Annotated in this window: 27 protein-coding genes and 1 other RNA gene; 17 read left to right on the top strand and 11 right to left on the bottom strand. The window is 69.6% G+C overall.

Features of this window, described 5'->3' with window-relative positions:
- The first annotated feature begins 328 nt into the window (after positions 1–328).
- Together prfB and FHS38_RS33125 are read left to right on the top strand one after the other, a co-directional pair.
- The gene (gene prfB, locus FHS38_RS33130; protein ID WP_184740002.1) at positions 329–1,435 is read left to right on the top strand and encodes a peptide chain release factor 2; all 1,107 of its coding nucleotides are present in this window, start codon (positions 329–331) and stop codon (positions 1,433–1,435) included.
- Between the two features lie 222 nt (positions 1,436–1,657).
- Positions 1,658–2,707 (top strand): LPXTG cell wall anchor domain-containing protein, encoded by a 1,050-nt coding sequence (locus tag FHS38_RS33125; protein ID WP_184740000.1) that lies wholly within the window; start codon positions 1,658–1,660, stop codon positions 2,705–2,707.
- 161 nt (positions 2,708–2,868) lie between these two features.
- Here FHS38_RS33125 and FHS38_RS33120 read toward each other — a convergent pair whose 3' ends face one another.
- On the bottom strand, positions 2,869–3,063 hold the full coding sequence (locus tag FHS38_RS33120) for a hypothetical protein (RefSeq protein ID WP_130878114.1): 195 nt from the start codon (positions 3,061–3,063) through the stop codon (positions 2,869–2,871).
- Positions 3,064–3,339: 276 nt separating this feature from the next.
- On the opposite strand from FHS38_RS33120, the gene ftsE reads away from it, so the two are divergent.
- From ftsE to FHS38_RS33090, 6 genes are all read left to right on the top strand, one after another.
- The gene (gene ftsE / locus FHS38_RS33115) at positions 3,340–4,029 is read left to right on the top strand and encodes a cell division ATP-binding protein FtsE (RefSeq protein WP_130878113.1); all 690 of its coding nucleotides are present in this window, start codon (positions 3,340–3,342) and stop codon (positions 4,027–4,029) included.
- Positions 4,030–4,038: 9 nt separating this feature from the next.
- On the top strand, positions 4,039–4,950 hold the full coding sequence (gene ftsX / locus FHS38_RS33110) for a permease-like cell division protein FtsX (protein WP_184739998.1): 912 nt from the start codon (positions 4,039–4,041) through the stop codon (positions 4,948–4,950).
- Positions 4,951–5,041: 91 nt separating this feature from the next.
- Entirely contained in the window at positions 5,042–6,280 is a 1,239-nt protein-coding gene (locus FHS38_RS33105; RefSeq protein WP_184739996.1) for a S41 family peptidase, read from the top strand.
- An 18-nt stretch (positions 6,281–6,298) separates the two neighbouring features.
- Positions 6,299–6,796 carry an SsrA-binding protein SmpB gene (smpB, locus tag FHS38_RS33100; protein WP_184739994.1) on the top strand — a complete coding sequence of 166 codons (498 nt, stop codon included), beginning with the start codon at positions 6,299–6,301 and terminating at the stop codon, positions 6,794–6,796.
- 113 nt (positions 6,797–6,909) lie between these two features.
- Positions 6,910–7,279: a transfer-messenger RNA gene (gene ssrA, locus FHS38_RS33095) on the top strand.
- 188 nt (positions 7,280–7,467) lie between these two features.
- Complete coding sequence (locus FHS38_RS33090; protein WP_184739992.1) at positions 7,468–8,613, top strand: hypothetical protein; 1,146 nt, start codon at positions 7,468–7,470, stop codon at positions 8,611–8,613.
- A gap of 66 nt (positions 8,614–8,679) precedes the next feature.
- On the opposite strand, the gene FHS38_RS36255 is transcribed toward FHS38_RS33090, so the two are convergent.
- The gene (locus FHS38_RS36255) at positions 8,680–9,381 is read right to left on the bottom strand and encodes an antibiotic biosynthesis monooxygenase (RefSeq protein ID WP_184739990.1); all 702 of its coding nucleotides are present in this window, start codon (positions 9,379–9,381) and stop codon (positions 8,680–8,682) included.
- A 53-nt stretch (positions 9,382–9,434) separates the two neighbouring features.
- Complete coding sequence (locus FHS38_RS33080; protein ID WP_184739988.1) at positions 9,435–9,599, bottom strand: hypothetical protein; 165 nt, start codon at positions 9,597–9,599, stop codon at positions 9,435–9,437.
- A gap of 84 nt (positions 9,600–9,683) precedes the next feature.
- On the opposite strand from FHS38_RS33080, the gene FHS38_RS33075 reads away from it, so the two are divergent.
- Positions 9,684–10,652 carry a LysR family transcriptional regulator gene (locus tag FHS38_RS33075; protein WP_184739986.1) on the top strand — a complete coding sequence of 323 codons (969 nt, stop codon included), beginning with the start codon at positions 9,684–9,686 and terminating at the stop codon, positions 10,650–10,652.
- Between the two features lie 42 nt (positions 10,653–10,694).
- Here FHS38_RS33075 and FHS38_RS33070 read toward each other — a convergent pair whose 3' ends face one another.
- From FHS38_RS33070 to FHS38_RS33045, 6 genes are all read right to left on the bottom strand, one after another.
- On the bottom strand, positions 10,695–11,135 hold the full coding sequence (locus FHS38_RS33070) for an LppU/SCO3897 family protein (RefSeq protein ID WP_184739984.1): 441 nt from the start codon (positions 11,133–11,135) through the stop codon (positions 10,695–10,697).
- A gap of 211 nt (positions 11,136–11,346) precedes the next feature.
- On the bottom strand, positions 11,347–11,547 hold the full coding sequence (locus FHS38_RS33065) for a DUF397 domain-containing protein (RefSeq protein ID WP_229822892.1): 201 nt from the start codon (positions 11,545–11,547) through the stop codon (positions 11,347–11,349).
- 482 nt (positions 11,548–12,029) lie between these two features.
- The gene (locus tag FHS38_RS33060) at positions 12,030–12,407 is read right to left on the bottom strand and encodes a hypothetical protein (RefSeq protein ID WP_184739982.1); all 378 of its coding nucleotides are present in this window, start codon (positions 12,405–12,407) and stop codon (positions 12,030–12,032) included.
- Between the two features lie 137 nt (positions 12,408–12,544).
- Complete coding sequence (locus FHS38_RS33055) at positions 12,545–13,441, bottom strand: helix-turn-helix domain-containing protein (protein ID WP_184739980.1); 897 nt, start codon at positions 13,439–13,441, stop codon at positions 12,545–12,547.
- A gap of 499 nt (positions 13,442–13,940) precedes the next feature.
- A complete protein-coding gene (locus FHS38_RS33050; RefSeq protein ID WP_184739978.1) occupies positions 13,941–14,183 on the bottom strand; it encodes a DUF397 domain-containing protein in 243 nt (80 codons plus the stop codon).
- A complete protein-coding gene (locus tag FHS38_RS33045; RefSeq protein ID WP_229822891.1) occupies positions 14,180–15,004 on the bottom strand; it encodes a helix-turn-helix domain-containing protein in 825 nt (274 codons plus the stop codon). The genes FHS38_RS33050 and FHS38_RS33045 overlap by 4 nt, the downstream gene beginning before the upstream one ends.
- 112 nt (positions 15,005–15,116) lie before the next feature.
- On the opposite strand from FHS38_RS33045, the gene FHS38_RS33040 reads away from it, so the two are divergent.
- The 4 genes from FHS38_RS33040 to FHS38_RS33030 are packed head-to-tail and all read left to right on the top strand — an operon-like array spanning position 15,117 to position 17,032.
- Entirely contained in the window at positions 15,117–15,539 is a 423-nt protein-coding gene (locus tag FHS38_RS33040) for an ATP-binding protein (RefSeq protein ID WP_184739976.1), read from the top strand.
- Entirely contained in the window at positions 15,536–15,772 is a 237-nt protein-coding gene (locus FHS38_RS36480; RefSeq protein ID WP_221495649.1) for a DUF6255 family natural product biosynthesis protein, read from the top strand. Before FHS38_RS33040 ends, FHS38_RS36480 begins: the two co-directional genes overlap by 4 nt.
- A 25-nt stretch (positions 15,773–15,797) precedes the next feature.
- Positions 15,798–16,415: a hypothetical protein gene (locus FHS38_RS33035; RefSeq protein ID WP_229822890.1), complete on the top strand. Its 618-nt coding sequence runs from the start codon at positions 15,798–15,800 to the stop codon at positions 16,413–16,415.
- Between the two features lie 20 nt (positions 16,416–16,435).
- Positions 16,436–17,032 carry an HD domain-containing protein gene (locus tag FHS38_RS33030; RefSeq protein ID WP_184739974.1) on the top strand — a complete coding sequence of 199 codons (597 nt, stop codon included), beginning with the start codon at positions 16,436–16,438 and terminating at the stop codon, positions 17,030–17,032.
- Positions 17,033–17,211: 179 nt separating this feature from the next.
- Here FHS38_RS33030 and FHS38_RS33025 read toward each other — a convergent pair whose 3' ends face one another.
- Positions 17,212–18,213 carry a helix-turn-helix domain-containing protein gene (locus FHS38_RS33025; protein ID WP_184739972.1) on the bottom strand — a complete coding sequence of 334 codons (1,002 nt, stop codon included), beginning with the start codon at positions 18,211–18,213 and terminating at the stop codon, positions 17,212–17,214.
- Between the two features lie 217 nt (positions 18,214–18,430).
- Here FHS38_RS33025 and FHS38_RS33020 point away from each other — a divergent pair, with 217 nt between their 5' ends.
- Entirely contained in the window at positions 18,431–19,036 is a 606-nt protein-coding gene (locus FHS38_RS33020) for a CGNR zinc finger domain-containing protein (RefSeq protein ID WP_184739970.1), read from the top strand.
- A 22-nt stretch (positions 19,037–19,058) separates the two neighbouring features.
- On the opposite strand, the gene FHS38_RS33015 is transcribed toward FHS38_RS33020, so the two are convergent.
- Positions 19,059–20,063 carry a CHRD domain-containing protein gene (locus FHS38_RS33015; protein WP_184739968.1) on the bottom strand — a complete coding sequence of 335 codons (1,005 nt, stop codon included), beginning with the start codon at positions 20,061–20,063 and terminating at the stop codon, positions 19,059–19,061.
- Positions 20,064–20,530: 467 nt separating this feature from the next.
- Here FHS38_RS33015 and FHS38_RS33010 point away from each other — a divergent pair, with 467 nt between their 5' ends.
- The 3 genes from FHS38_RS33010 (at position 20,531) to FHS38_RS33000 (ending at position 24,290) form a co-directional block, all read left to right on the top strand.
- On the top strand, positions 20,531–21,019 hold the full coding sequence (locus FHS38_RS33010) for a sigma-70 family RNA polymerase sigma factor (protein ID WP_229822898.1): 489 nt from the start codon (positions 20,531–20,533) through the stop codon (positions 21,017–21,019).
- Positions 21,016–21,744 (top strand): anti-sigma factor family protein, encoded by a 729-nt coding sequence (locus FHS38_RS33005; RefSeq protein WP_184739964.1) that lies wholly within the window; start codon positions 21,016–21,018, stop codon positions 21,742–21,744. The genes FHS38_RS33010 and FHS38_RS33005 overlap by 4 nt, the downstream gene beginning before the upstream one ends.
- A gap of 146 nt (positions 21,745–21,890) precedes the next feature.
- Entirely contained in the window at positions 21,891–24,290 is a 2,400-nt protein-coding gene (locus tag FHS38_RS33000; protein WP_184739962.1) for a HelD family protein, read from the top strand.
- Positions 24,291–25,122: the final 832 nt, after the last annotated feature.

Below are 25,122 nucleotides of genomic sequence, written 5' to 3'. Positions count from 1 at the left end.
GGGACCGGCGAGCCCGCTGGGATCGGCCTGAGCCCGGACCCGGAGTCGGGGGACCAGGTGCCGGTGTCGGACCGGGCGGCGGAGCCGCCACGGCGGTGGCCCGGCGGCCGGATCCGGGCCGGAGGGAACGGCGCTGCCCACGCGAGCGCCGCCCATGCGACCAGCGCCCGCCGCCGCCCGGGATACGGGGGCGCCCCCTCCTTCTTTATGGCCTTTGCGGCCTTTATGGCCCGGAAACACTCGGCCGCGGCCCGGAAATACCCGCCCCGGAGATCTTCGGCGCCGACCTTCGGGCCGTGCAGCCCGGCGCAGCCGTTAGGCTGGGTGCGTGGCAGTCGTTGATGTATCCGAAGAGCTGAAGTCCCTCTCCTCGACCATGGGGTCGATCGAGGCCGTCCTGGACCTCGACAAGATGAGGGCCGACATCGCCGTGCTCGAGGAGCAGGCGGCGGCCCCGTCCCTGTGGGACGACCCGGACGCGGCCCAGAAGATCACCAGCCAGCTGTCGCACCTCCAGGCGGAGCTGCGCAAGACCGAGGCGCTGCGCGGCCGCATCGACGACCTCGCGGTGCTCTTCGAGCTCGCCGAGGCCGAGGACGACGCGGACACCCTCGCCGAGGCCGAGTCCGAGCTGACCGCGGTCCGCAAGGCGCTGGACGAGATGGAGGTCCGTACCCTCCTCTCCGGCGAGTACGACTCCCGTGAGGCGCTGGTCAACATCCGTGCCGAGGCCGGCGGCGTCGACGCCTCCGACTTCGCCGAGCGCCTGCAGCGCATGTACCTGCGCTGGGCCGAGCGCCACGGTTACAAGACGGAGGTCTACGAAACCTCGTACGCGGAAGAGGCCGGCATCAAGTCGACCACCTTCGCCGTCCAGGTCCCGTACGCCTACGGCACGCTCTCCGTCGAGCAGGGCACCCACCGCCTCGTGCGCATCTCGCCCTTCGACAACCAGGGACGCCGCCAGACATCCTTCGCGGGCGTCGAGGTGCTGCCGGTCGTCGAGCAGACCGACCACGTCGAGATCGACGAGTCCGACCTGCGCGTGGACGTCTACCGCTCCTCCGGCCCCGGCGGCCAGGGCGTCAACACCACCGACTCCGCGGTCCGGCTGACCCACCTGCCGACCGGCATCGTCGTCTCCTGCCAGAACGAGCGCTCGCAGATCCAGAACAAGGCGACCGCGATGAACGTCCTCCAGGCCAAGCTCCTTGAGCGTCAGCGCCAGGAGGAGCGCGCCAAGATGGACGCCCTCAAGGGTGACGGCGGCAGCTCCTGGGGCAACCAGATGCGTTCGTACGTCCTGCACCCGTATCAGATGGTGAAGGACCTGCGTACCGAGTTCGAGGTCGGCAACCCCACCTCCGTGCTCGACGGCGACATCGACGGCTTCCTCGAGGCCGGTATCCGCTGGCGCAAGCAGCAGGAGAAGTAGCCCAACCGCCGACATAGTCGGACATCACGCCCTTAACTGCCTTGACGCCACCCTGAAAACTATGAAGGGTGGCGTTCGGCATGCGTATCACTGGGGCGCGTGTGGCGGGGGGCGAGCGGCCCGGCTGGTACGGCCGGTTGAGCTACGCGTGATCCCCAGGGCGCCATGGCCCCGTGAAGAGCTGCTCCAATGACGAGTTCAGCTACTGGGGGTAGCAGGCAGATGACGAAGAACACGCGACTGCGCGTCGCGCGAATAGCTGCCGGTGCGGTGATCGTGGCCGGCGCTTCGCTGACCGCCGCCGGCGCGGCATCGGCCGCCGGGGTGGACGTCCAGGTCGGTGGCATCGGGGTGAAGGCGACCGTAGGCGCCGACCCGACCGTCGAGCCCACGGTCGACCCGACCGTCGACCCGACCGAGATCCCGCAGCCGACGCAGCCGCCCACCACCGGCGGTACGACCACGGGTGGCACGACCACCGGGGGCACGTCGGAGGGCGGCACCACCACGGGTGGCACGACCACCGGTGGCACGACCGAGGGCGGCACCACCACCGGCGGCACGACGACCGGTGGCACGACGACCGGTGGCACGTCGGAGGGCGGCACCACCACCGGTGGCACGACCTCCGAGGGTTCGACCAGCGGCGGCAGCACCAGCGGCGGCTCGACGAGTGGCGGCTCGACCTCCGGCGGCTCGACGAGTGGCGGCTCCACCTCCGGTGGCTCGACCTCCGGTGGTTCGACCAGTGGTGGCTCCACTTCCGGTGGCTCCACCAGCGGTGGTTCCACCTCCGAGGGCTCGACCAGCGGCGGCACCACGACCGGTGGCAGCTCGACCTCCGGCGGCTCGACCTCCGGCGGTTCGACCAGCGGTGGCTCGACCTCCGAGGGCTCCACCAGCGGTGGCTCGACCTCCGAGGGCTCGACCGGCGGCAGCACCACGACCGGCGGCACCACCGGCGGAGACGACGACGGCACCACCACCGGCGGCTCCACCGGCGGCGACGACGACCACAGCGGCTCCGCCACCGGCGGCAGCGGCAAGGGCGACGACGCCACCACGTGCCCGGTGGACACGGACTCCAACTGCGGCACCAGCACCGACGGCGGCGGCTCCAAGCCCGTGCAGCAGGCCAAGCCGAAGGAGCAGCTGGCCCAGACCGGTGCCGGACAGACGTCCTACCTGATGATCGGCGCCGCGACGATGATCGCCGGTGGCATCGGCTTCCGGATGCTGCCGCGCCTGGTCAACCGGAACACCGCGGCCTGATCGGGTACCGCGTGCGATGACACGACGAAGGCCCGGAGCGGGCGAACGCTCCGGGCCTTCGTCATGTCTACGGTGAGTCTTCGTGCTCCGCGGGGGTTACGTCCGCGTGAGGATGCGCATACGCTCCGTCCGTACGCCGGTCGTCGAGCGTGGTCGGGTGGTTACGCGGCGAGTCCGTGGGCGACCAGGGCCACCGCGACGAGCGCCACCAGCAGCGCGATCAGTGTGGCGGGCGTCAGCGCGGCGAACGCGCCTTCCTGCTGCTCAAGCCGCTGTCGGCTGGCCCGGCAGACCGGGCACCTGCCCTCGCTGACCCGGCCCGCGCAGCTGGCGCACACCAGTCGGTCGCATGTCATGCGATCTCCTCCTCCGGCACGTCCAACGCGCGGGATACCCGTGTGGTTCCCCTTACCACTGTGCCAGCTTTCCCGCCGTTCGGCGCGACTGCTCGCGCGCAGCGCAAAACGGGGCCCAAATGTCCTCGTTTTGTCCCCGATGGTGTCGGTAATAAACGCGCCAACCCCGGATGCCGACTGCGCGTGCGGTGGTGGTTCGCGTATGGTCACGCACACCGACGGGAGCCGCGCGCGCGGTGTTCCGTGCCACTATCCAGGTCGACGCGTGGTGCACTCGTGATCCGATTCGACAACGTCTCCAAGTCCTACCCGAAGCAGAACCGTCCGGCGCTCCGCGACGTCTCGCTGGAGATCGAGAAAGGCGAGTTCGTCTTCCTCGTCGGTTCCTCGGGTTCGGGCAAATCCACCTTCCTGCGGCTGCTGCTGCGTGAGGAGCGGGCCAGCCACGGTCAGGTCCATGTGCTCGGCAAGGACCTCGCCCGGCTCTCCAACTGGAAAGTGCCGCAGATGCGCCGCCAGTTGGGCACCGTGTTCCAGGACTTCCGGCTGCTGCCCAACAAGACGGTCGGCGAGAACGTCGCCTTCGCCCTCGAGGTCATCGGCAAGCCGCGCGGTGAGATCCGCAAGGGTGTGCCGCAGGTCCTCGATCTGGTGGGCCTCGGCGGCAAGGAGGACCGGATGCCCGGCGAGCTGTCCGGTGGTGAACAGCAGCGCGTGGCCATCGCTCGCGCGTTCGTCAACCGGCCGATGCTGCTGATCGCCGACGAACCGACCGGCAATCTCGACCCGCAGACCTCCGTCGGCATCATGAAGCTGCTGGACCGGATCAACCGGACCGGGACGACCGTCATCATGGCCACGCACGACCAGCAGATCGTGGACCAGATGCGCAAGCGCGTCATCGAATTGGAAAAGGGCCGGCTCGTGCGCGACCAGTCGCGCGGCGTCTACGGCTACCAGCACTGAAAGGACGCCATGCGCGCCCAGTTCGTCCTGTCGGAGATCGGCGTCGGTCTCCGCCGTAATCTCACGATGACCTTCGCGGTCATCGTCTCCGTCGCCCTGTCGCTCGCCCTCTTCGGCGGGTCGCTGCTCATGCGCGAGCAGGTCAGCACGATGAAGGGCTACTGGTACGACAAGGTCAACGTCTCGATCTTCCTCTGCAACAAGGTCGACGCCGAGTCGGACCCCGCCTGTGTGAAGGGCGCGGCCACCGAGGACCAGAAGAAGCAGATCAAGGCCGACCTGGAAAAGATGCGGGTCGTCCAGAGCGTCCAGTTCGAGACGAGCGACGAGGCGTACAAGCACTACAAGGAGCAGTTCGGGAAATCCCCGATCGCCGGGTCCCTGACGCCGGACCAGATGCAGGAGTCCTTCCGGGTCAAGCTCAAGGACCCCTCCCAGTACAAGGTCATCTCCAGCGCCTTCTCGCAGCGCCCCGGCGTCCAGGTGGTGCAGGACCAGAAGACCCTGCTGGAGAACCTCTTCAATCTCCTCAACGGCATGAATCTCGCGGCGCTCGGCGTGATGGGCCTGATGCTCGTCGTGGCGCTGATGCTGATCGTCAACACGGTCCGGGTCTCGGCGTTCAGCCGCCGCCGGGAGACCGGCATCATGCGGCTGGTCGGCGCGTCCAGCATCTACATCCAGATCCCCTTCATCATGGAGGCGGCCTTCGCCGGGCTCCTCGGCGCGGGTTTCGCCTGCGTCCTGCTCGTCTGCGGGCAGTACTTTCTGGTGAACAACTGGCTCACGCACCACGTCGACGTGATCCAGTTCATCGGCTGGGACGCGGTGCTCGCCAAGCTGCCGCTGGTGCTCGCCATCGGCCTGCTGATGCCCGCGCTCGCCGCGTTCGTCGCGCTGCGGAAGTACCTCAAGGTGTAGCCGGAGCGGCACGAGCACACATGACATGCGCCGAGGGCGCCGTGCGGTCAACTCCCCGTACGGCGCCCTCTCGTGTCCTAGACTCTCGCGCATGCCCGGCCCGACGATGTTCGTTCCGCCGCGCCGCGTCCGTCGTGGGGCGGCTCTGACACTGGTCTTCGCGAGTGTGCTCGCGGCCGGTGCCACAGCCGGTTCCTGGGGAATGGACCGGCAGGACGGCGGCGAGCACGCCGGCGGGCGGTCCTCCCGTACGGTCGCGAGGGCCGTCGACCGCCGGGCCGTGGAGGCCGCCGCCGCGCAGGCCGCGCGGAAGGGCAAGTCCGGTTCGGAGGCCGCCGCCGAGGTGGTCAGCCGCAGCGGCGACCGCTGGAGCGCGGTCTACAGCGCCCGTGAGTACGAAGGTTTCCAGCGCGCGTTAGACGGCGCGTACGTCGGTGTCGGTCTCTCCGCGCGGCGCGGGCCGGGTGGTGGGACGGAGATCGACGGGGTCCAGCCCGGCAGTCCCGCCGAGCGCGCCGGGCTCCGCCCCGGCGACCGGGTCCGCACGGTCGACGGCGCGGACATCACCGGCCGTCCCGTCACCGAGACCGTCGCCCGGCTGCGGGGCGACGCCGGCAGTCAGGCGCCCGGCGGCGACGCGGGGAAGTCCTCGGTCCGGGCGGCCGCGGCCGCGCCCGGTACGCCCGTGCGCCTGGGCCTCCAGCGCGGGGACCGCAGCTGGGAGCGCACCCTGCACCGGCAGCGGCTGACCACCGAGAGCGTCACCGTCGACCGGCTCCGTGACGACGAGGCGCCCGCCACCCGGATCAAGGTCGTCTCCTTCACCAAGGGCACCGGCGAGCGGGTCCGTCAGGCGGTACGGGCCGCCGAGCGCGGTGAGGGCATCCTGCTGGACCTGCGCGGCAACTCCGGCGGTCTGGTCACCGAGGCCGTCGACGCCGCCTCCGCCTTCCTCGACGGCGGCCTCGTCGCCACCTATGACGTGCACGGCGAGCAGCGCGTGCTCCAGGCCGAGCCCGGCGGTCACACCCGGCCGGCGCTGGTCGTCCTCGTCGACAGCGGCACGATGAGCGCCGCCGAGCTGCTGGCCGGCGCCCTCCAGGACCGGGGCCGGGCCGTCCTCGTCGGCGGGTCCACCTTCGGCAAGGGATCCGTGCAGATGCCCAGCCGACTCCCCGACGGCTCGGTGGCCGAGCTGACCGTCGGCCATTACCGCACCCCCGCCGGGCGGGCGGTCGACGGCCGGGGCATCACCCCCGACCTCGTGGTTCGTGGTGACGCCGAGCGGCGGGCCCGCACAGTATTGAGTGGCCTCGGGGTGGGGTCCTAGTGCGAGAATGACCGCGCTATGGCTAAACAGAAGAAAGAGACTCCGGGTCGCAAGCTGGTCGCGCAGAACAAGAAGGCGCGCCACGATTACCACATTCTGGACACCTACGAGTGCGGCATGGTGCTGACGGGCACCGAGGTCAAGTCGCTCCGCCAGGGCCGGTCCTCGCTGGTGGACGGCTTTGTGCAGATCGACGGCGGCGAGGCGTGGCTGCACAACGCCCACATCCCCGAGTACACCCAGGGGACGTGGACCAATCACAGCGCGCGCCGCAAGCGCAAGCTGCTGCTGCACCGCGCCGAGATCGACAAGCTCGACTCCAAGTCGCAGGAGACGGGTCACACGATCGTGCCGCTGGCCATCTACTTCAAGGAGGGCCGCGCCAAGGTCGAGATCGCCCTCGCCAAGGGCAAGAAGGAGTACGACAAGCGGCAGACGCTGCGCGAGAAGCAGGACACGCGGGAGTCGAACCGCGCGATCGCCGCGGCGCGCAGGCGTCAGCGGGCGAAGGTCTAGCCCTCCCGGGGCCCGCCCCCGGGAATACGCTGGCACCGTCGTGCGTTGGTCACGTACGATGGGCATCGCACACCACCGGGTGGTGCCGGGTGTGCACTTTGAAAAATCAACATGGGGATGATCGGTTTCGACAGCGGATGTCGAAGCAGGGGAAGCGTGTCGAGGAAGCGGCAATGATCTCGTAAACCATATGTCGCAACCTATAATCGCCAACACCAAGCGCGATTCCTTCGCCCTCGCTGCCTAAGTAGCGACTTGCGAAGTGTCAGCCCGGGCTTGTTCCCGACCCGGATCCTGGCATCAGCTAGGGAACTAAACTTCTAGACCCGGTCACGGGGTCTGGAAGGAAATCAAACAGTGGCTGGGCCCGTCGGCGACTTGTTCGCGTGATTGCCGGGGCCGAGAAAATCGCAGCGAACTGCACACGGAGAAGCCCTGATTCTGCACCGTTGGACGCGGGTTCGATTCCCGCCATCTCCACTCATCCCATGTGAGCCGTAGGCCCGCGACATCCGTCGCGGGCCTACGGTTTTTTTCGTGCCCGGCCGTGGGCCTAAGGGGTCGGCCCGAGTCGCTGTTGCCACCTGCGCAAACCCGGGAGCATCCGCCGGATCCGGGCAACCATCGGGCCGGGGTGGCCATCTTCCTCATTGACCGACAGGGGGTGTGCGGTGAAGTGGACTCGGGCGGCGGTGGCCGTGGTGGGTGTGGGGTTGATGTGGCCGACGGCCGGCCTCGCGGTGGCCGACGACGGACCGGGCGGCGGGGTGAACCTGCTGATCAACGGCACTTTCGACAACCGCCCCGGCGAATTGATCGACATCGACGTCCGGGGCATCCGGGCGGGCGCGGACGTCACCGTCACCTCGCCGGTCTTCGCCCGGTCGTTCCGGCTGGCGCCCTCGGACGGCACTCACCACGCGCGGCTCGCCGTCGAGATGTCCACTCCGCCCGGTACGTACCCGCTCAAGATCAGGGCGGACGGCAAGGTCGTGGCGAGGGACCAGGTGGAGGTCAAGCCCTCGGAACGGCCGACGTTCCATGTGACCACGCCGGGCGACGAGCTGCGGCCCGGCGAGCAGCTGGGAATATCGTTCGACGACCTCTATCCCGGCGAGACCGGCGAGGCCTTCACGGTGCGTTCCCCGGCCTTCCCCGCCCCGGTCCGGCTGGCCCACGACCCGAAGGGCGCCGACTGGAACAACCCCCGGATGTTCTCCGCGCTCGTACGGCTGCCGACCGACGCGAAGGACGGTACGTACAAGGTGGAGCTGACGGGCGCGGACGGCCGGACCGTCCAGAACAAGGAGCTCGTGGTCCGCGCCGCCCGGCCCGGCGACAGCGACTACGTGGGCAAGGCGCGCGGCCCCGCCTTCTTCGCCGACAAGGACCGGCCGGAGGACGCCCGCAGGTCCGGGGCGAAGATAGCGGCCGGCGGTTCGGTCAACGTGCTGTGGAGCGACGAGTCACCCGATCCGGGCGAGGAGGGCCGGCTGACCGCGACCTCCCCGGCGTTCGAACGCGCGGTGCCGTTGGAGCGCGACGACAGCAAGGCGGGCGACGGCGACGACCCGCGCTACTTCGGCCCGGCCCGCATCCGGACCGACCTGGAATCCGGCCGCTACCCCGTCACCGTGGTCAGCCACCACGGCCGGGTGAAGAGGACCGGCCACCTCGTCGTCGCCGGATCCGCGCCCAAGTCCCCGGACGACGGTCCCGACCGCACGGCGCTGATCGTCGGCGCGGGCACGGGCGGGGCGGCCGTGGCGGCAGCGGCGGGCGTGGTGATCTTCAGGCGGGTCCGGAGCCGCGCGTAGTGCCTGTCCGGCGGACCATGGGGGCGCACCGCCGCGCAGGGCGCTCGCCGTCGCAGGCGGCAGTCCCTAGCGGCCGGCGCCGTCGCGCGTCACGGAGCCGTGGATCTCGTACCGCTTGAAGCCCAGGTGCCGGGTTCCTGCGTGTTCCAGGACCTTGCCCCAGGCGGGGGAGGCGGCCAGGACGGGGAGGGCCGCCTCGTGGGCGGCGACGTCGGACCACTCGGAGTACTTCAGGACGCGGGTGCCGTCCTTGGTGAGGTGGAAGTGGGCGGAGACCAGCCCGGGGAGCGGGGTCTCCTGCTGGGCGGCGACGACGGTGTCGGCCCATGAGCGCTGGCGCTCGGGGGTGTCGGCGTCGACGGTGGCGAGGACGATCAGGCCGGGCGTGAGGGTCGTGTCCGCCGTGATGCTCCGGTAGACGCGGGTGCGGTGCAGTCCCGGGCGCTCGATGCCGGGGACGACCTCGTCGAGTTTGCCGATCATGCCATCGCGGCGGTTGCGGGCCCAGGCGAGGTGGGCCTCGTCGCTGGTCCACTGGGAGTAGTGGAGAAGGCTGCTGCCGTCGGTGTTCAGGAAGATGTGCAGGGCGAGGGATCCGTCGGTGTCTCCGTCGGGGCCGCGGCCCTTGTTCTCCGACCACTCGGCGAGGGCCATGTCGGCGGCGGTTCGGGAGCCCTCGGCGCTGCCGACGATCCATTCACTGACGAGGTGGGTACCGGCGTCGGGGCGGCCGATGCGGGGCAGTTCGAGGCGCGGGGTGGTGGTCATGGGTGGCCGGACTCCTTGCGGTGATCGCTGGCGGGTGCACCCACCCTCAAACATCAACCACGGTTGAGGTCAAGGCGGTTCATGAGCAGGCGGGTGAGGCGGCCGGGGCGGCGGCGGGGGGTGTTCCGGGCGGGCGCGGGGCCGGTGGCCGGACGGGCCATGGCGATCAGGGTGCCGCCGCTGACGGCGAAGAAGGGGGAGGGGTTCTGGTTCGGCATGTCCCTACCTTCGCCGGAGCGTGATGCGGGGGTCCAACACCTGATCAGTGGCCATTCACGCACCTGTGTTGTTGACTGCGGTGCGTGCCCCACGACATAGAGCCGCGACTGCTGCGAGCGTTCGTCGCCGTCGCCGACGAACTGCACTTCACCCGGGCCGCGGCGCGGTTATTCGTGGCCCAGCAGGCGCTGAGCCGGGACATCCGGCGACTGGAACAACGGGTGGGCGGCGAGCTGTTCGCGCGTACGACCCGGCAGGTGACCCTCACGGCGGAGGGCACCCGGCTGCTGCCGTACGCGCGGGCGGTCCTCGCCGCGCACGACGAGCTGTCGGCGGCCTGCGCACGGGAGGAACGGCCGCTGCTGGTCGACGTCGGTTCCAAGTTCGCCGTCGCGTACCGGATTCTGACGACGGCCCGGGAGGCGGCCCCCGAGCAGGAGTTGGTCGCCCGGTACCTCAGCGGGCTGACGGGCGCGGCGGGGGAGATCGTCGCCGGACGACTCGACGTCTCCTTCGGCCGGGTGGCCGGCCTCGACGCGGCGGTACGGGCCCGGCTCGACCACCTGCCCGTGCGGTACGAGCCGATGGCCGTGCTGCTGCCGGAGGAGCACCGGCTGGCGGAGCTGCCGGAGGTGCCGCTCGGGGAACTGGCGGGAGAAACCCTCTACGCGGCCGCGGGAAACCCGATGACGGTCGAGTGGACCGACCTCGCGGAGCGGCTCTTCGAGGGGCGGGGAATTCGCGTCGCCGAGCCCTTCCCGGAAATCGAGGGGGACGAGGAGTTCATCCGCGTCATCCTGAAGCGGGGATGGTCGGTGCTGGCGAGCGTCGATTTCATCGACGTCCCGGGCATGGTGTTGCGACCGCTGGTCGACCCGGTGCCGTTGTCGCCGGTGGCGATGGTGTGGCGGAAGGGACTGCGACATCCGGGACTTGACGCGCTGCGGCGCGCCGCGCGGGAGCTGACCGCGTCACGAGGGTGGCTGGAGCGTCCGGCGAGGGACGCCTGGCTGCCGCCGGATGACGCGGTGGCGATGGCCGCGGGCGCCTGATCGGGCGGGGGCGGTCGCGGTGGCGACCGCCCGGCAAGGGGATCAGAGCTTGGTGAAGCACATGGTGTTGTCGACGGTACGGCGGCCCGAGTACTGAATGCCGTACTGGTACTCCGCCCCGCACTTCTTGTCGGGGCCGTACAGAATGGCGCCCGTCTTGTACTCGGCCTCGGGGGAGCCGCAGTCGACGATCGTCGGCACCGGCTTGCCGTGCGGATCCTGGACCTTGACGCAGTCGCCGATCTTCGGGTTGTGCTCCTTGGCCTCCTCGACCCGCGCGACCCGGTCGGCCTCCTTCTTGGCCTTACCGCCGTTGGGGTCGGTGTTGTAGTCCCAGACGTACCAGCCGACGCCGCCGAAGACCGCCAGCATGACGAGGGCGGTGATCAGCCCCCGTAGCGGGCTCCGCTGCGGGGACGGGGGCTGCGGCTGGTGCATCGGCTGATGCGGCGGCTGGTACTGATAGGGCGGCGGTGCGGACATGAGAGATGAACCCCGTTGGTCGGCTGCGCGAATCAAGATCAATGACGAGTCGACGTAGCAGGCTACCTGCATCTGTTGACCCGTCAAATTCGCTGCCTGGTATGCGGATTCGGTGTTGCTATGGGTCTCGGTGGGCGCTTCCGCCTCGGGTCTGTGAATTCGCCTCGTCTGGTAGCGATCGGGGCTCTTGGGTTGCTTCCCTGTTTTGTGATCAGGGGGTGGTTGGTGACCCTAACTCGGCGAGGAATTCACTCCAGGTGCGTGGGGTGAAGGAGAGGGCGGGCAGGTGGACGAAGTGCGAGTCGCGTACCCACACCTCGTGATCGACGAAGGCGACTTCGACGCAGTTGTCGACGCCGGCGGTGGAAAAACTGCTCCTGCGCCAATGTGGCCGAATATTCTGATCGCCCACGCGAATCTCCCCTCCGCTCGGCCGCCCACGGGTTTCTGGTCGGGGAGAGTCGCGGCCCGCTCCCCTGCTATCTCCACCAGGTTGGCAAGTAATTGGTGATCAGGGAAGGGTGGGTCGGAATGCAATTATATATCTGGGAAATTCGGCATTTGCTCGTATGTGCTGCGGACTGTGCGCGCCGGGGTCGTACACGCTGTTTGTACGGCCGAGTGCCGTTCCGACGGTGCGGTACATCCCCTAATCTGAGTTAGGCCCGGCCCCGACTGTGTGTGGCAGAGGAGACGTCATGGGGAACTCGACCTCGGCCGGTCCGTCTCGAGGCGCCAGGCGAGCCTTGTGGTACGTGTACATACTGGCTGCCGGCATTGCCGCGACGGGCTTCGGAGCCTTGATCGCGGCCGCCACCGGAGGGTCCGTGCTGGTGCACGTACTGGCCTCCGGGGCGGTGGTTGTCGCGGCAGGGTGGGTGGCGCCGTCCCTGCTCAGCTGGGCGTATCGCTTGGCTCGCCCTCGTTCGACGAGTTCGCGGGCCCCACGCCGCGCGGGCTCGACCCGGTGAGCGACGATCTGCGGGAAGCGCGCGGCTGACGTCGACGGCTGGCTGCCGCGACCGCGGTGGTGCCCGCGCAGCACCCGGCCGCCGTGAGCCAGGCCGAGGGGTTCGGTATCAGCAGAAGGGCCACGGTCACCAACGCTCCGGCGCTCAACAGCACGCTGATGACGAGCAGGATCAGATTTCGTGTCCTGCGGGAGTCCGTCACGATCTCCCGCAGGACGATGACGGCGATGTCCCAGGCGCTGGACGAGTCGTCAGGGTTCTGGCGTCGGCGAGGGCTCGGCCGATCGCTACGGCCGGCCATGGTTCCGCAACTCGTTTGTACGTCCCCGTAGGTGTGCTGCTCCGCCGCGCGTGAAGCAGGGCGCGGCAGGGCTGACTATGCTGTTCACGAATCGCTCCGAATCAACCTACTGCTGTAGACGCGGGAGACGGCCTCTCCTACGCCTCTACGCTCACTTCCACCGAGGGCCTGGCTTCCGGGACTCCATTCATTCCGTCGATCGCCCGGTCGATCAAATGGGGTAGGTCTTCGCGAGGGGCCTGAGCCTCCAGTGCCCAGAAGGTTTCCAGATAGCGGCTGGTCGCTTCAGTGTCATCGCTGAAGACGGAGTCCCCCGACGTCTTCTCCAGGTAGAGAATGTCGTCCATCTCTCCGTTGAATTCGAGAAGGACGAACGATCCTTGCAAGCCGACGTGGGCGCCGACGCTGAAGGGGACGATCTGAATGGAAATTCCAGGGCGGGTCGCCATCTCCTTGAGGTGGAGCAGCTGACTCTTCATGACGCCCGGGCCGCCGGTCCATCGATGGATCGCCGCTTCATCGATGATGAAGAAGAACTCGGGCCGGTGCTCGCTGTCCAGCAACTCCTGTCGCTGGAGCCTGGCTTCGACCGCACGGTCCAGTCGATCTCCTGTGAGGTGCGGGGCGAAGGCGAGGCTCGTCGCCCGCGTGTACTCCTCGATCTGGAGCAGACCGGGAATCACCAGAGGCTCGAAGGAACGGACGATGCTTGCGGCGACTTCGTACGACAGCAGGTCCATGTAGGGCTTGGACAGCAGCCCCCGGTACTCCCGGTACGGCATTTTCCTGCTGGCGCGGGCCAGTTCCAGGAAGTAGTCCAGACGCTGCTGGTCGTTGATCCCGTACTCGTGGAGCAGCGCCCGTAGGTCGTTGGTGGAGATGCCCACCTGGCCGGCTTCGATCCTGATCAGCTTGGAGGGGCTCCAGTCCATCCTGGCAGCCACTTCCAGCTGAGTGAGTCCGGCCTTGGTGCGGGCCTTCTTGAGCTCGGTGCGCAGTTGCCGCCGCTGTACCACGGCGCCCGGAGTAGCCACGATCGCTGGTCCTTCCCCGCAGGACAGGCAATCAGAGACTGCCCTGACGAAATCAGTGTGTGGTCGTTGTCAGCCCTCCGGCAAGTGGCTCGGGCGCCACCGGGAGGGTCCTGTCGGGGAGGTGGCACCTCGCCCGCGCAATGTGCCAGCTGGCAGATGGCGCACCGGATGGCTGACGGTTGGCAGGAAGGGCACTCCCAAGCAAGATGTTGATCTATTGCCTCATGCCGAATGAGCCCTCACGGGCAGGCTTAAAGATCATGCTAGTGGGCTAAAAACAGCAGGCCAGAGCCACTCTTTTGCCGTAGGGGCGCAGTGTCGCAGCCCGCCTTGTCGCCGTGCGATTCACCGTGAGGGGCGGATCGGGTGCACCGGGGCGCGCCTCACGCCCGGGGGCTCACGCGGTGTGACATGCCGTCGGCGTGGGTCCGTATGCCTGGGGGACCGCCGTCTACTCCACTCGGCGTGCGGCGTCTGGGCCGCTTGGCCTACGGGGTGCTTAGTCGGCGGTACGAGCGAAGGCCGTGAAGGCCGCCCAGGCCTCGGGGGAGAGGGTCAGACGGGGGCCGTCGGGGACCTTGGAGTCGCGGACGTGGATGGCGGTGGGGAGGGTGGCGACTTCGACGCAGGCCCCGCCTTGCTCGGTGCTGTAGCTGGACTTGCGCCAGGCGTAAGCGACTTCGATGCAGGCGCCGCCTTCATCGCCGCTGTAGCTCGACTTCAACCACGTCGGATCGTTCATGTCTCTCCTAGTAGCCCGTCCAACAGGCTTTGTGTCTCCTTGAGGTTGAGAGCCTGCGTACGCAGCATTCCATATTTCCCTGCAAGGGTGCTGACTCCGTCGGAGTCGGAAATGAGCTGGCTGCCGAGCTGTGTCTCGGTGTAGGCGAACTGCTGATACTCGGGGGTCTCCAGGAGGATGAAGGGGCCGGAGAGCCCGGCATGCGTCTCGCTGTTGAGTGGCATGGCCTGGATCGAGACACCGTCGAGATCTGCGCAGTCGCGTAGATGGCGGAGCTGCTCCCTCATGACCTCCTGCCCGCCTAGGTGACTGATGAGGGCGGCCTCGGAGATGACGAAGCTGACGCGCACCGGTGGATTGCGGTGCAGTACCACTTGGCGTTCCAGGCGGGCTGCGACGCGCAGCTCCCTCTCATCCTCGGTGAGTGGAGGAACGGTGGTTTGGAAGGTGGCGCGGGCGTACCCCTCGGTCTGTAGTAGTCCGGGCACGACTTGGTTCTCGTACCAGGAGAGTGCGATGGCCTCCTTCTCATGAGCCATGTATGCCTCAGCCCAGACCGGATACTTCTCCCGCTCCGGCAAGTGCTCCACGGCAACCGCCAACGCACCCCCTGTCTCCAGGACCCGATCCAGCTCATCCGCCATATCCGGCAGCAGTCGCCTCCGCCCCTGCTCGATCGACGCGATCGTCTCCTCGTGGATGCACAAGCGCTCACTGAGGCTGTGCTGGGTGAAGTTCGCGTTCGCGCGGAAGAGGGCGACCAGCGCCCCGACCAGCCGCAGCGATGTGCCCTGCTTCTTGGTGTTCCTGCGGGTCTGCATGGAGACCAACTCCCCACCCATGGGTGCAAATGACCGGCGTGGAACCCGTACAAAAAATCTGTACGGGCTGACGCACTGGTCCACTCTAGTTACCCACTGCGACCGTGGTCGCATGAACGACGCGACTCAACTCCCCTACTTCCACAAGCGGTTCTACCGCCGTACCCCCAGATCCGTACCCATGGCCAGAGACTTCGGCCGCAAGACGCTGGAGCGTTGGAACCTCACAGGCAGAGCCGAAGACGTGTTGCTCTGCGTGAGCGAGTTGGCCACGAATGCCCTGCTGCACGGGGTGCCGGTCGGGCGGGGGTTCCTGCTCCACATGTGGCTCCTCGACGACTACGTCGTGCGGCTGGAAATGCACGACAGCGGCGACGGACGCCCCATGGCCCGCACGACGACGGCCGCCGAGGAGCGCGGCCGAGGGCTGATGCTCGTGGACGCGCTGGCGGACACCTGGGGGGTCGGGGAGCGGGACCCCGGAAAAGTGGTGTGGTGCGAGTTCGCGTGCGCCCCGCCCAAGGGGAAGGCATGAGGGCCATCGGGCGGCTCGTGCGCCCGTGCGTGCACCATGCGGGCTGGACGCACACCGGAGGCGAAGCCCGATGCGTGGAGTGCGGTACGCGGCGGTTCACGGACTACGGGGCTCTGCGGCCGCCGGAGCTGCCGCAGACGGTGACTCCCTCCGATCACGCCCGTTCGGCGGCGGACAGGGCGGCGGCCCGGCAGGTGTGGCAGCGCATTCGACACCGGTTGCTCCCTGGGTAGGGTGACCGCCGTGCGAATAAAGAACGTGTCAGTCGTCGTAGTCAGTGCCGTATGCCTGGTGGCCACCGGTTGCTCGGACGGTGGGTCCGGCAAGGACGACGGTGCCAAGCCGAAGTCGACCCATACCGTGCTTCCGCAGAGGCTGGACAAGCCGGCGCCCATGCCGGAGGGGGAGCTGAAGCCTTCCCCGGCCGCCGATGCCGCATTCAGCGAGAACCTGGCGTACGAGTTGCGCCGCAAGACTCAGAGCATGGCGAATGCGACGGGAAAGATCACCGCCGAGTGCCCCAAGGACCTGGGGTCGAAGAGCGGAACGCAGGCGACCTGCACCACCACCTTTGAAGACGTCAAGGTGGAGTGGAATGTGAGCATCGGCGGCAAGTCCTCCTTCTCGAACAACTTGGTGGAGTACACGGCGACCCCGCGCCAGGGGATCCTCACCCGTGACGGTGTCGCCCGCCTCCTCTACGGCAACTATCGCGACAGCATCGATCACGCCCTCTGCAATGACATCCCCAAGGCCGTGGCGGCACCGCTCGGTGTCCAGTCCAAGTACCGCTGCGAGGTCGTCATGAAGGGGAAGGAGCCGTCGGGGTACGCCCAGCCGGTGCGGGCCACGGACTCCGGGCCGCGGTACTACTGACCGGTGGTGTAATCACCGGCATGAAGATCAATGAGCTGGTGATTCCCGAGTCCGCGGCATGTTCGGCGGCGCTGGAGGTGGCGACGGCGTACTGCTCGCCCGCGCTGTTGAACCATTCGATACGGGCGTATCTCTGGGCGGCGGCCCACGCGAAGGAGTCCGGCATTGCCTTCGATGCCGAACTCCTCTACGTCTCCGCGTTGCTCCACGACCTCGGTCTGGTGAAGGAGTTTGACAGCCACACCGTCCCCTTCGAGGAGGCGGGCGGCCACGTGGCGTGGGTCTTCGGGGCGGCTGCCGGGTGGCCGGTCGAGCGTCGGGCGCGGGCGTCCGAGGTGATCGTCCGGCACATGGGTGACGGCGCGGACGTCGCGGAGGACCCGGAGAGTCATCTGCTGGAGTACTCCACTTCGGTGGACATCTCCGGGCGGGGCGCGGACGCGCTCCCCGCGGAAATCCGTGCCGAGGTGCTGGCCCGCTACCCGCGGCTGGGGCTGGCCGAGGAATTCACGGCGTGCTTCCGCAGCCAGGCGGAACGCAAGCCGGACAGCGCCGCCGCCGCGGCCATGCGCGGCAACATCGCCGTGCGCATCGCGGCGAATCCGCTGGACGCGTAGCGAGGGCGAATCCGCCCGTTGGAGACGCCGAGGGCCGGATCCCTTCCCCCGTATGGGATCCGGCCCTCACCGGCAGCGCCGACTCGGATATCGCGATCGAAACGCGCCGTGCATCTCGTCCTGCACGGTCAGCATGCCGGGGACGCCGCCGGAAGTCGTTCGCACAGAGTTCACAGTTCTTAGCAATGAGTCCATGCGGTCGCCCCGGGCCGGTGGAGGGCCTGGTGCCGGTATTCCTTGGGCGGCATGCCGTAGGCCGTGCGGAAGGCGCGCGTGAAGTCGGCGGCGCGGGTGAAGCCCCAGCGGGCGGCGACGGTGTGGATGGTGGTGGAACACATCGCGGGGTCGGCGAGGTCGCGGCGGGCACGTTCCAGGCGCTGGTGGCGGATCCAGGCCGCGACGGTCTCGTGCTCGTTCCGGAAGAGGCGGTGCAGATAGCTGGTGGAGATGTTGTGCGCGGCGGCGATCGTGCGCGGGCTCAACAGCGAGTCGTCCAGGTTCTGTTGGACGTGGGACCGAATGCGCAGCACCAGCGTCCGGCTACAGGATTCCGGTGGAAGCGAGCGCTCGGCCTCCAGGGCGTGGGCGAAGAGCCCGGACAGCAGGTCGACGACGACCGTGCCCAGCCGGGGGCCGTCGGACGGCAGGTAGGGGCTGGTGTCCGCCGTCAGCTGGGTGAGGAACTGGACGAGCAGGGCGCCCATCCCTTCCCGTCCGGACATTCCCCGGGCGAAGAGCCGGTCCATTTTGTGCTGCGGCAGGTGCAGGAGCGTTTTGGGGATTTCGATCCCGATCCCGGAGAACGGATCGGGTCCGTTGGTGGATTCGACTTCGACAGGCCGTGAGCTGTCGAAGACCTGTATGTCGTAAGGCCCGTACAAGGCCTTCTGGTCGGCCCAGGCGATGCGGTTGGTCCCGTGCAGAGGGATCCCGATGTGGTACTGCTCGGGGTCGGACTGGCGGATGAGCTTCGGGGTTCGGCGAAATCGAAGCGACTGGTGGGTCGTTGGCCAGACGTGAACCGCGCCGAGGTGCAGGACGCGCTGCTGCGCCCGGTAGTCCTTCGCGTATTCGCTGTGCAGGTCCAGCGGCGCATGTGTTCGCCCGATGCGCTCGCACCAGAAGTCGAACCGGTCCGCACCAGGGAGATCCTCGGTTCGGAACTCGGTCTCGCTCAGCATCCCGTCTCCTCCGCCTCGTGGCCTCGAACTGCCCCGTGCCCTGGATCAGGCGCCGCAGGCAAGCTCCGATTCTCGTCCGGGCCCGTCCGCGGCGGCGTCCCCGGAAGGTCACGGTCCTGTCCCCGGGGGGTTACGGACCCCCTCCCGCCCGGGCACCCTGAGGGGTGGCGGTACCCCTCTCCACTGGCCCCCCACAGGGAAACGGGTGACAGGACACATGGCGGCGGCGAGAGCCCCCTTCGACCTGCGGTTCGACTCCGGGCGGCCCTGTCTGGACCTGTTGGCGACGGGCGGGGGCCGGCTGGGCGAGGAGCCGGTGGAGCGGCTGACCGGGCCGCAGCAGCTGCGGGCCTGGCTGCTCGGCGCCGGGGTCGTGCCGCCCGGCACCCCGCTCGGTGGCGTGGATGCGGGCTGGCTCGGGCGGTTCCACGCGGCGCGTGAGCTGTTGCAGCGGGTCGTGCACACCGAGGTCGACGGGCGGGCCGCCGACGTGGATCTGGAGCGGGTCAACGCCCTCGCCGCCATCGCGCCGCCCGCCGTGCTCGCCGTCCGGGCCGGGGACGGGACGCTGGTCCGGACGGTCGCCGCCGCGCCCGACTGCGACGCCCTCGTGGGGCGGGTCGCCCGGGACGCGGTGGAGCTGCTCACCGACCCCGTCGCGCGGGGGCAGCTGCGGCGGTGCGCGGGGGAGACCTGTTCGCTGGTCTACCTCGACACCTCGCGGGGGCGCCGGCGCCGCTGGTGTTCCAGCGAAGTGTGCGGCAACCGCGAGCGCGTCGCCCGGCACCGGCGGCGCGCGGTCGGCGGGCCGGGCCGGGGGTGAACCCCGGCCCGGCCACGCCCTGCTACTTCGCCACGAACACGTAGTCCGCCTCGTACGGCACCGCAGCCTTCGGCCGAAGCTTCGGGTCGCACGGGCCGGCCGGAGCCACGCCGCCACGCGTGTTGAGGCGGAGGATCTCCGTGACCGGGGCGAAGAGACCCCGGGCGGCACCCGACGAGGTGGCCCGCAGGTCGAGTTCGGGGATGTTCTTCTCGCCGTTCGGGACCTTGGAGACCAGCTTTCCCGTGACTGCCGAGCCGTCGCGCGCGATCCATTGCGGGGCGCCCCCGGACCGTACGAAGGAGTGGGCGATGGAACCGCCGAGCGTGGCGCTCACATTGTCCTGCGTGAACCCGTACGTCCCGTCGTCCTTCTTCGTGCAGGCGTAGATCTGGCTGCCCTTCACCACGGACGACTGGAAACTGTTCGTCGCGGTGGTCATATCGAGCGGCGCGCTCAGCTTGTGGACCTGGCCGCGGACGGCGCCGCCGGGGAATTCGCCGGTGTGGAGATTGAAATAGAAGCCGTTCGGGTCGGACTTCAGCGCGCCGAGCAGCTTCTTGTCCGTGACCTTCGCCGTGCCGGTCGCCGTCGTGCGCCCGTCGGGCAGCTTCTTCGCGAAGAAGGGAATCCTGACCGCGCCGTTCTTCCCCCGCGCGCCCTGGTGGACATGGGCGGCCGTGGGGGGCGCGATGCCCCGGAACGAGAAGGCGAACGACACCTCGTCGCCCTGCACGCGCAGGAAGGCGATCGCCCGCCCGTCCTTGTCGCCGACGGCCGGACCGCCCGCCGTGGGCACCTCGTTCAGCCCGTTGAGGCTGCCCGCGAAGAACACGGCGTCGGCGCGGTTGGTGGCATCGAGGGCGCCGAGCGTGCCCGTCGCGGCGCTCTCGTGGCCGGTCCCGTGCGACCCCGCCCGACCTGCGCCGTCCTCCTTCGCGTCGGCGGGGATCACCGCGAGGGTGATGCCGACGGCGGCCGCGGCGGCGGTGGCGGTGGTGGCCAGGACGATGCTCCTGCGATTCATGATTCGGTTCTCTCCCCGTAAGGCGGCCGGTACCCCCTGCAACGGCCTCTCGGGCTGTCTTACGGGCCCTTTCGAGCGGCCCGCTCAACCGCGGTCCGAGAGCTGAATCACAGGGGTGCCGTTGAACGCGGATCCCTTTCGATCCGTAAGCCGATCCGCACGCCGTGGGCTCTCGAAAACCTTCCAAGATTTATCCACCCGGCGCTGAGTCGATCACCCGCACCACCCGTATCCATGGGTGAAGGGGGCCACGACGGCCCCGTATCCAGCACCTTTTGGGGGATCGGGCATGCGTGCACCGACGAATACCGGCGGCAGCGGTGGCAGCGGCGGCCACGGCTACTGATCCGCGCCCCCGGGGCGTCCCGCGAGGTCCCCGGGAAAGACCACCACGCGCTATCGACCTGGGGGAAGGCTTGCGCAAGGATGCCGTCGTGGCAGACAGGACGACTCCCGACGAGGAGCTGATGCGGGCGCTCTACGACGAGCACGCAGGCCCGCTTCTCGCCTTCGTGCTGCGCCTGGTCGGAGGCGACCGCCAGCGCGCCGAGGACGTCGTCCAGGAGACCCTGCTGCGCGCCTGGCGCAACGCCGACCGGCTCCGCGGCGCCACGGGTTCCGTGCGGCCGTGGCTGGTGACCGTCGCCCGGCGCATCGTCATCGACGGCCACCGCAGCCGGCAGTCCCGGCCCCGGGAGGTCGACGCGGGGCCGCTGGAGCTGATCCCCGCCGCCGACGAGATCGAGCGGGCGCTGCGCCTGATGACGATTTCCGAGGCGCTGGGCGATCTGACCGAAGCACACCGAGAGGCTCTGATCGAGACCTATTTCAAAGGACGTACGGTGAGCGAGGCGGCGGAAGTGCTGGGCGTACCGGCCGGGACCGTACGGTCCCGGGTCTTCTACGCGCTGCGCTCCATGAAGCTCTCGCTGGAGGAACGGGGAGTGACGGCATGAACCCGCCGGCACAGCACACGGACGTGGGCGCCTACGCACTCGGCGTCCTCGACGAAGCGGACGCCGCCCGCTTCGAGGAGCACCTCGCCGTATGCGACCGGTGCGCCGCCGAGCTGGACGACCTGATGGGCCTGTCCCCGCTCCTCGCCGAACTCAAGGAGTCCTCGCCCGACCCCGACGTGCTCGAAGCCCGGCCCGACCCGGCACTCCTGGACCGGCTGCTGAGCGAGGTCGGCACCGTCCGCCGCGCGCAGCGCACCCGCCGTCTGTGCCTCGTCGCGGCGGCCGCCGCCCTGATCGTCGCCGGTCCCCTGGTCGGCGCGGCCGTCACCTCGCAGGACGCGCCCAGCCACAGCACGGTGAGCGCGGCCAAGGAGATGTACGAGGAGGGCGACAAGATCGGCACCGTCGACCCCGTCACCAAGGTCGACGCGACGGTCTCCCTCCAGTCCAAGCCCTGGGGCACCCACGTCGCCCTCAAGCTCGGCAACGTCAAGGGCCCGCTGAGCTGCGACCTCGTCGCCGTCGGCAAGAACGGCGAACGGCAGGTCGTCACCACCTGGGCCGTGCCGGCGGGCGGCTACGGACTGCCGAAGGCCACGGAGAAGTGGAACAAGGAACCGCTGTACACGCACGGCGGCGCCGCCCTCAACCGCGACCAGATCGACCGGTTCGAGGTCCGCACGCTCGACGGCAAACGGCTCGCCACGGTCGACAACGCGTGACGGTGCGCGCACCCGTCAGCCCATCCGTGGCCATCTGTCAACGTGTGAACAGTCATAGCAAACCGCTCATGTCCTGACAGGTGCGCTCAGTACCCCTGTTCGCGTACGGTTGACGGCTGCCCTACGCACAGCAGAAGGGGGCCTGGGTGGCCGCGCAGAACGCCACGGACGCGCACGTGGTGACGGAACCGGACGGGGTCCGCGACCGCGAGATCGGTGCCGAACAGCAGCATCTCGACCGGGTGTACCGACGCCTCGAGGAGAAGATCCACGAGGCCGAATTCCTCATGGACGACGCCGCCAAGCGCGGCCAGGTCGGCACGCCGGGAGCGCTCGCCGAGCGGGACGCCCAGGTGTTCCGCGCCGGCGTGCACCTCAACCGGCTGAACAGCGAGTTCGAGGACTTCCTCTTCGGGCGGATCGACCTGCTGCTCGGAAAGGACGGCAAGAAGGGCCCGGACGGGGCGTACACCTCCGTCGAGCCCGCCGACGACGCGGTGCGGGACGACCGGGCGGAGATCGCCGAGACGCTGCACATCGGCCGCATCGGCGTGCTCGACGCCGACTACGCGCCGCTCGTCATCGACTGGCGCGCGCCCGCCGCCGCGCCCTTCTACCGGTCGACCCCGGTGGCGCCGGGCCGGGTGGTCCGCCGCCGGGTGATCCGCTCCAAGGGCCGCAAGGTCCTCGGCGTCGAGGACGACCTGCTGCGCCCCGAGCTGACCGCGACCCTGGGCGGGGCGGAGCTGGCGGTGGTCGGCGACGGCGCGCTGATGGCCGCGCTCGGCCAGGCCCGCAGCCACACCATGCGGGACATCGTCGCCTCCATCCAGGCCGAGCAGGACATGGTCATCCGCGCCCCCGCCGCGTCGGTGACCGAGGTCGAGGGCGGCCCGGGCACGGGCAAGACCGCCGTCGCCCTGCACCGCGCCGCCTACCTCCTCTACCAGGACCGCAGGCGCTACGCGGGCGGCATCCTCGTCGTCTCCCCGACGCCGCTGCTCGTCGCCTACACCGAGGGTGTGCTGCCCTCGCTGGGCGAGGAGGGCCAGGTCGCGATCCGCGCGGTCGGCAATCTGGTGGACGGCGCCGAGGCCGACACGTACGACGAGCCCGCCGTATCCCGGATCAAGGGCTCCTCGCGCATGCTCAAGGTGCTGCGCAAGGCCGTACGGGGGGCGCTCGACTCACCGTCGGCCGCGCCGTCCCCGGGGGGCTCCGCGTCCTCGGCGGACGACGGCCAGCTGTCGCTGGACGGCCTCGGGACCGCCGCCCCGGCGGACACGCCGGACCGGCTGCGCGTGGTCGCCTTCGGCGGCCGGGTGGAGCTGGGCGCCGACGACCTGCGGCGCATCCGGCAGACCGTGCTCGGCGGCACCGCGCCCGTCAACCTGCTGCGGCCGCGCGCCCGGCGGCTGATCCTGGACGCGCTGTGGTCGAAGTCGGGCGCCGCCAAGCGCTACTCCGACCCGGAGCTGCTGGCCGAGGCACGGCAGGGCTTCGACGAGGACATCTCCACCGAGGACTACTTCCTCGACTTCCTCGCCGCCTGGTGGCCGGAGCTCACCCCCCGCGGCGTGCTCGCCGCGATGGCCGACGAGCGCAGGCTCTCCCGCTGGGCGCGCCGGGTGCTCAACCCGCGCGAGGTCCGGCTGCTGGCCCGGTCGCTCAAGCGGCTGGACGAGCACGGCCGGGGGCCGCTGTCCGTCCACGACGTGGCGCTGCTGGACGAGTTGGAGACGCTGCTCGGCGTCCCCTTCCGCCCCAAGCAGCCGCGCGAGGCGGACCCGCTGGCCCATCTCACCGGGCTGGAGGAGCTGATGCCCGAGCGCTCGGAGACGCGGCGCGAGCGGGCGGAGCGGCTGGCCCTGGAGCGGACGGACTACGCGCACGTCATCGTCGACGAGGCGCAGGACCTGACGCCCATGCAGTGGCGGATGGTCGGCCGCAGGGGCCGCACCGCCACCTGGACGATCGTCGGCGACCCGGCGCAGTCCTCCTGGTCCGACCCGGACGAGGCGGGCGCGGCCCGTGACGAGGCGCTCGGCACCCGCCCGCGTCGTCGTTTCGAGCTGACGGTGAACTACCGCAACCCGGCCGAGATCGCCGAGCTGGCGGCCAAGGTGCTGGCCCTGGCCATGCCCGGCATGCGCTCCCCGGCGGCGGTCCGCTCGACGGGCGTCGTGCCGCGGTTCGCGGTCGCGGGCGGCGATCTGGCGGCGTCGGTGCGGGACGAGGCGCTGCACCTGCTGGCCGACGTGGACGGCACGGTCGGCGTCGTCGTGCCGATGGGGCGCCGCGCGGAGGCGCGGCGCTGGCTGGCCGGGCTGGGCGACCGGGTGGTCGTGCTGGGCAGCCTGGAGGCCAAGGGCCTGGAGTACGACGCGACGATCGTCGTGACGCCCGCGGAGATCGCGGACGAGTCCCCGGCGGGGCTGCGGGTGCTGTACGTGGCCCTGACCCGAGCGACGCAGCGGCTGACGGTCCTGTCGGGCGAGCGGGACGACCCGGACACGGAGGGTGTGCCGGATCTTTTGCGGGACTGAACGCTCCGCGGGGTGGCTCCGCCGGCTGCGGGTCGTGTTGCCGCCTGCGGCGGCGGGCGCCCTGCGGGCGCGTCCTCAATCGCCGGACGGGCTGGTTTCGGCTGAGCTCAGCCACATCAAGCCCGTCCGGCGATTGAGGACAACTACCGCGCAGCGGTGGTGCGGACGACACGGCCCGCAGCGTCCCTTCGGGCCGTGGCTCCGCCGACTGAGGGTCGTGTTGCCGCCTGCGGCGGCGAGCGCCCTGCGGGCGCGTCCTCAAACGCCGGACGGGCTGGTTGTGCTGAGCTCAGCTCAATCAAGCCTGTCCGCCGCTGAGAGCGGCCCGCAGCGCCCGTTCGGATGATCCGCCGGACAGGCAACCCGCGCTACCGGAATCACTTCCCGGGACGGTTTGTTAGCCTGGGTGTGGCACCGGCTCGATCCAAGCCCCCGGGCCCAACCTTAGTCGCTTCGAGCGACCACTTGCCGCGAGGCGAGCATGGCGGGTCGGTGCCACCCAAGCGATGTCCGACGGGCGTCCTTCTCAATGGAGAAGGGCGCCCGTCGGCGTTGGCGGGAGCGGTCCCACCCGGCTCGTCGGTACCCGTACGGCTCCCGTATGACGGAAATTTCCTTCCGAAAAACGGGGCTGGTTACCGTATACCGACCAGTAGGTGGGACGATCGGACCCCGCGTTCCTGGGCGACCGCCGAGGTTCGCGCGTATCAAGCGACACAGGGAAAGCAGAGGGAAGTCGGCCATGGCAACGGCGCCTAGCGTCTCGTACTCGATGACGGTTCGGCTGGAGGTTCCCGCGAGCGGGACCGCGGTCAGCCAGCTCACCACGGCC

Source organism: Streptomyces netropsis (assembly GCF_014203545.1).
In the GTDB taxonomy this organism is placed as follows: domain Bacteria; phylum Actinomycetota; class Actinomycetes; order Streptomycetales; family Streptomycetaceae; genus Streptomyces; species Streptomyces netropsis.
The sequence above is the reverse complement of the archived record's forward strand: the minus strand, read 5'-3'. Positions and strand labels throughout refer to the sequence as shown.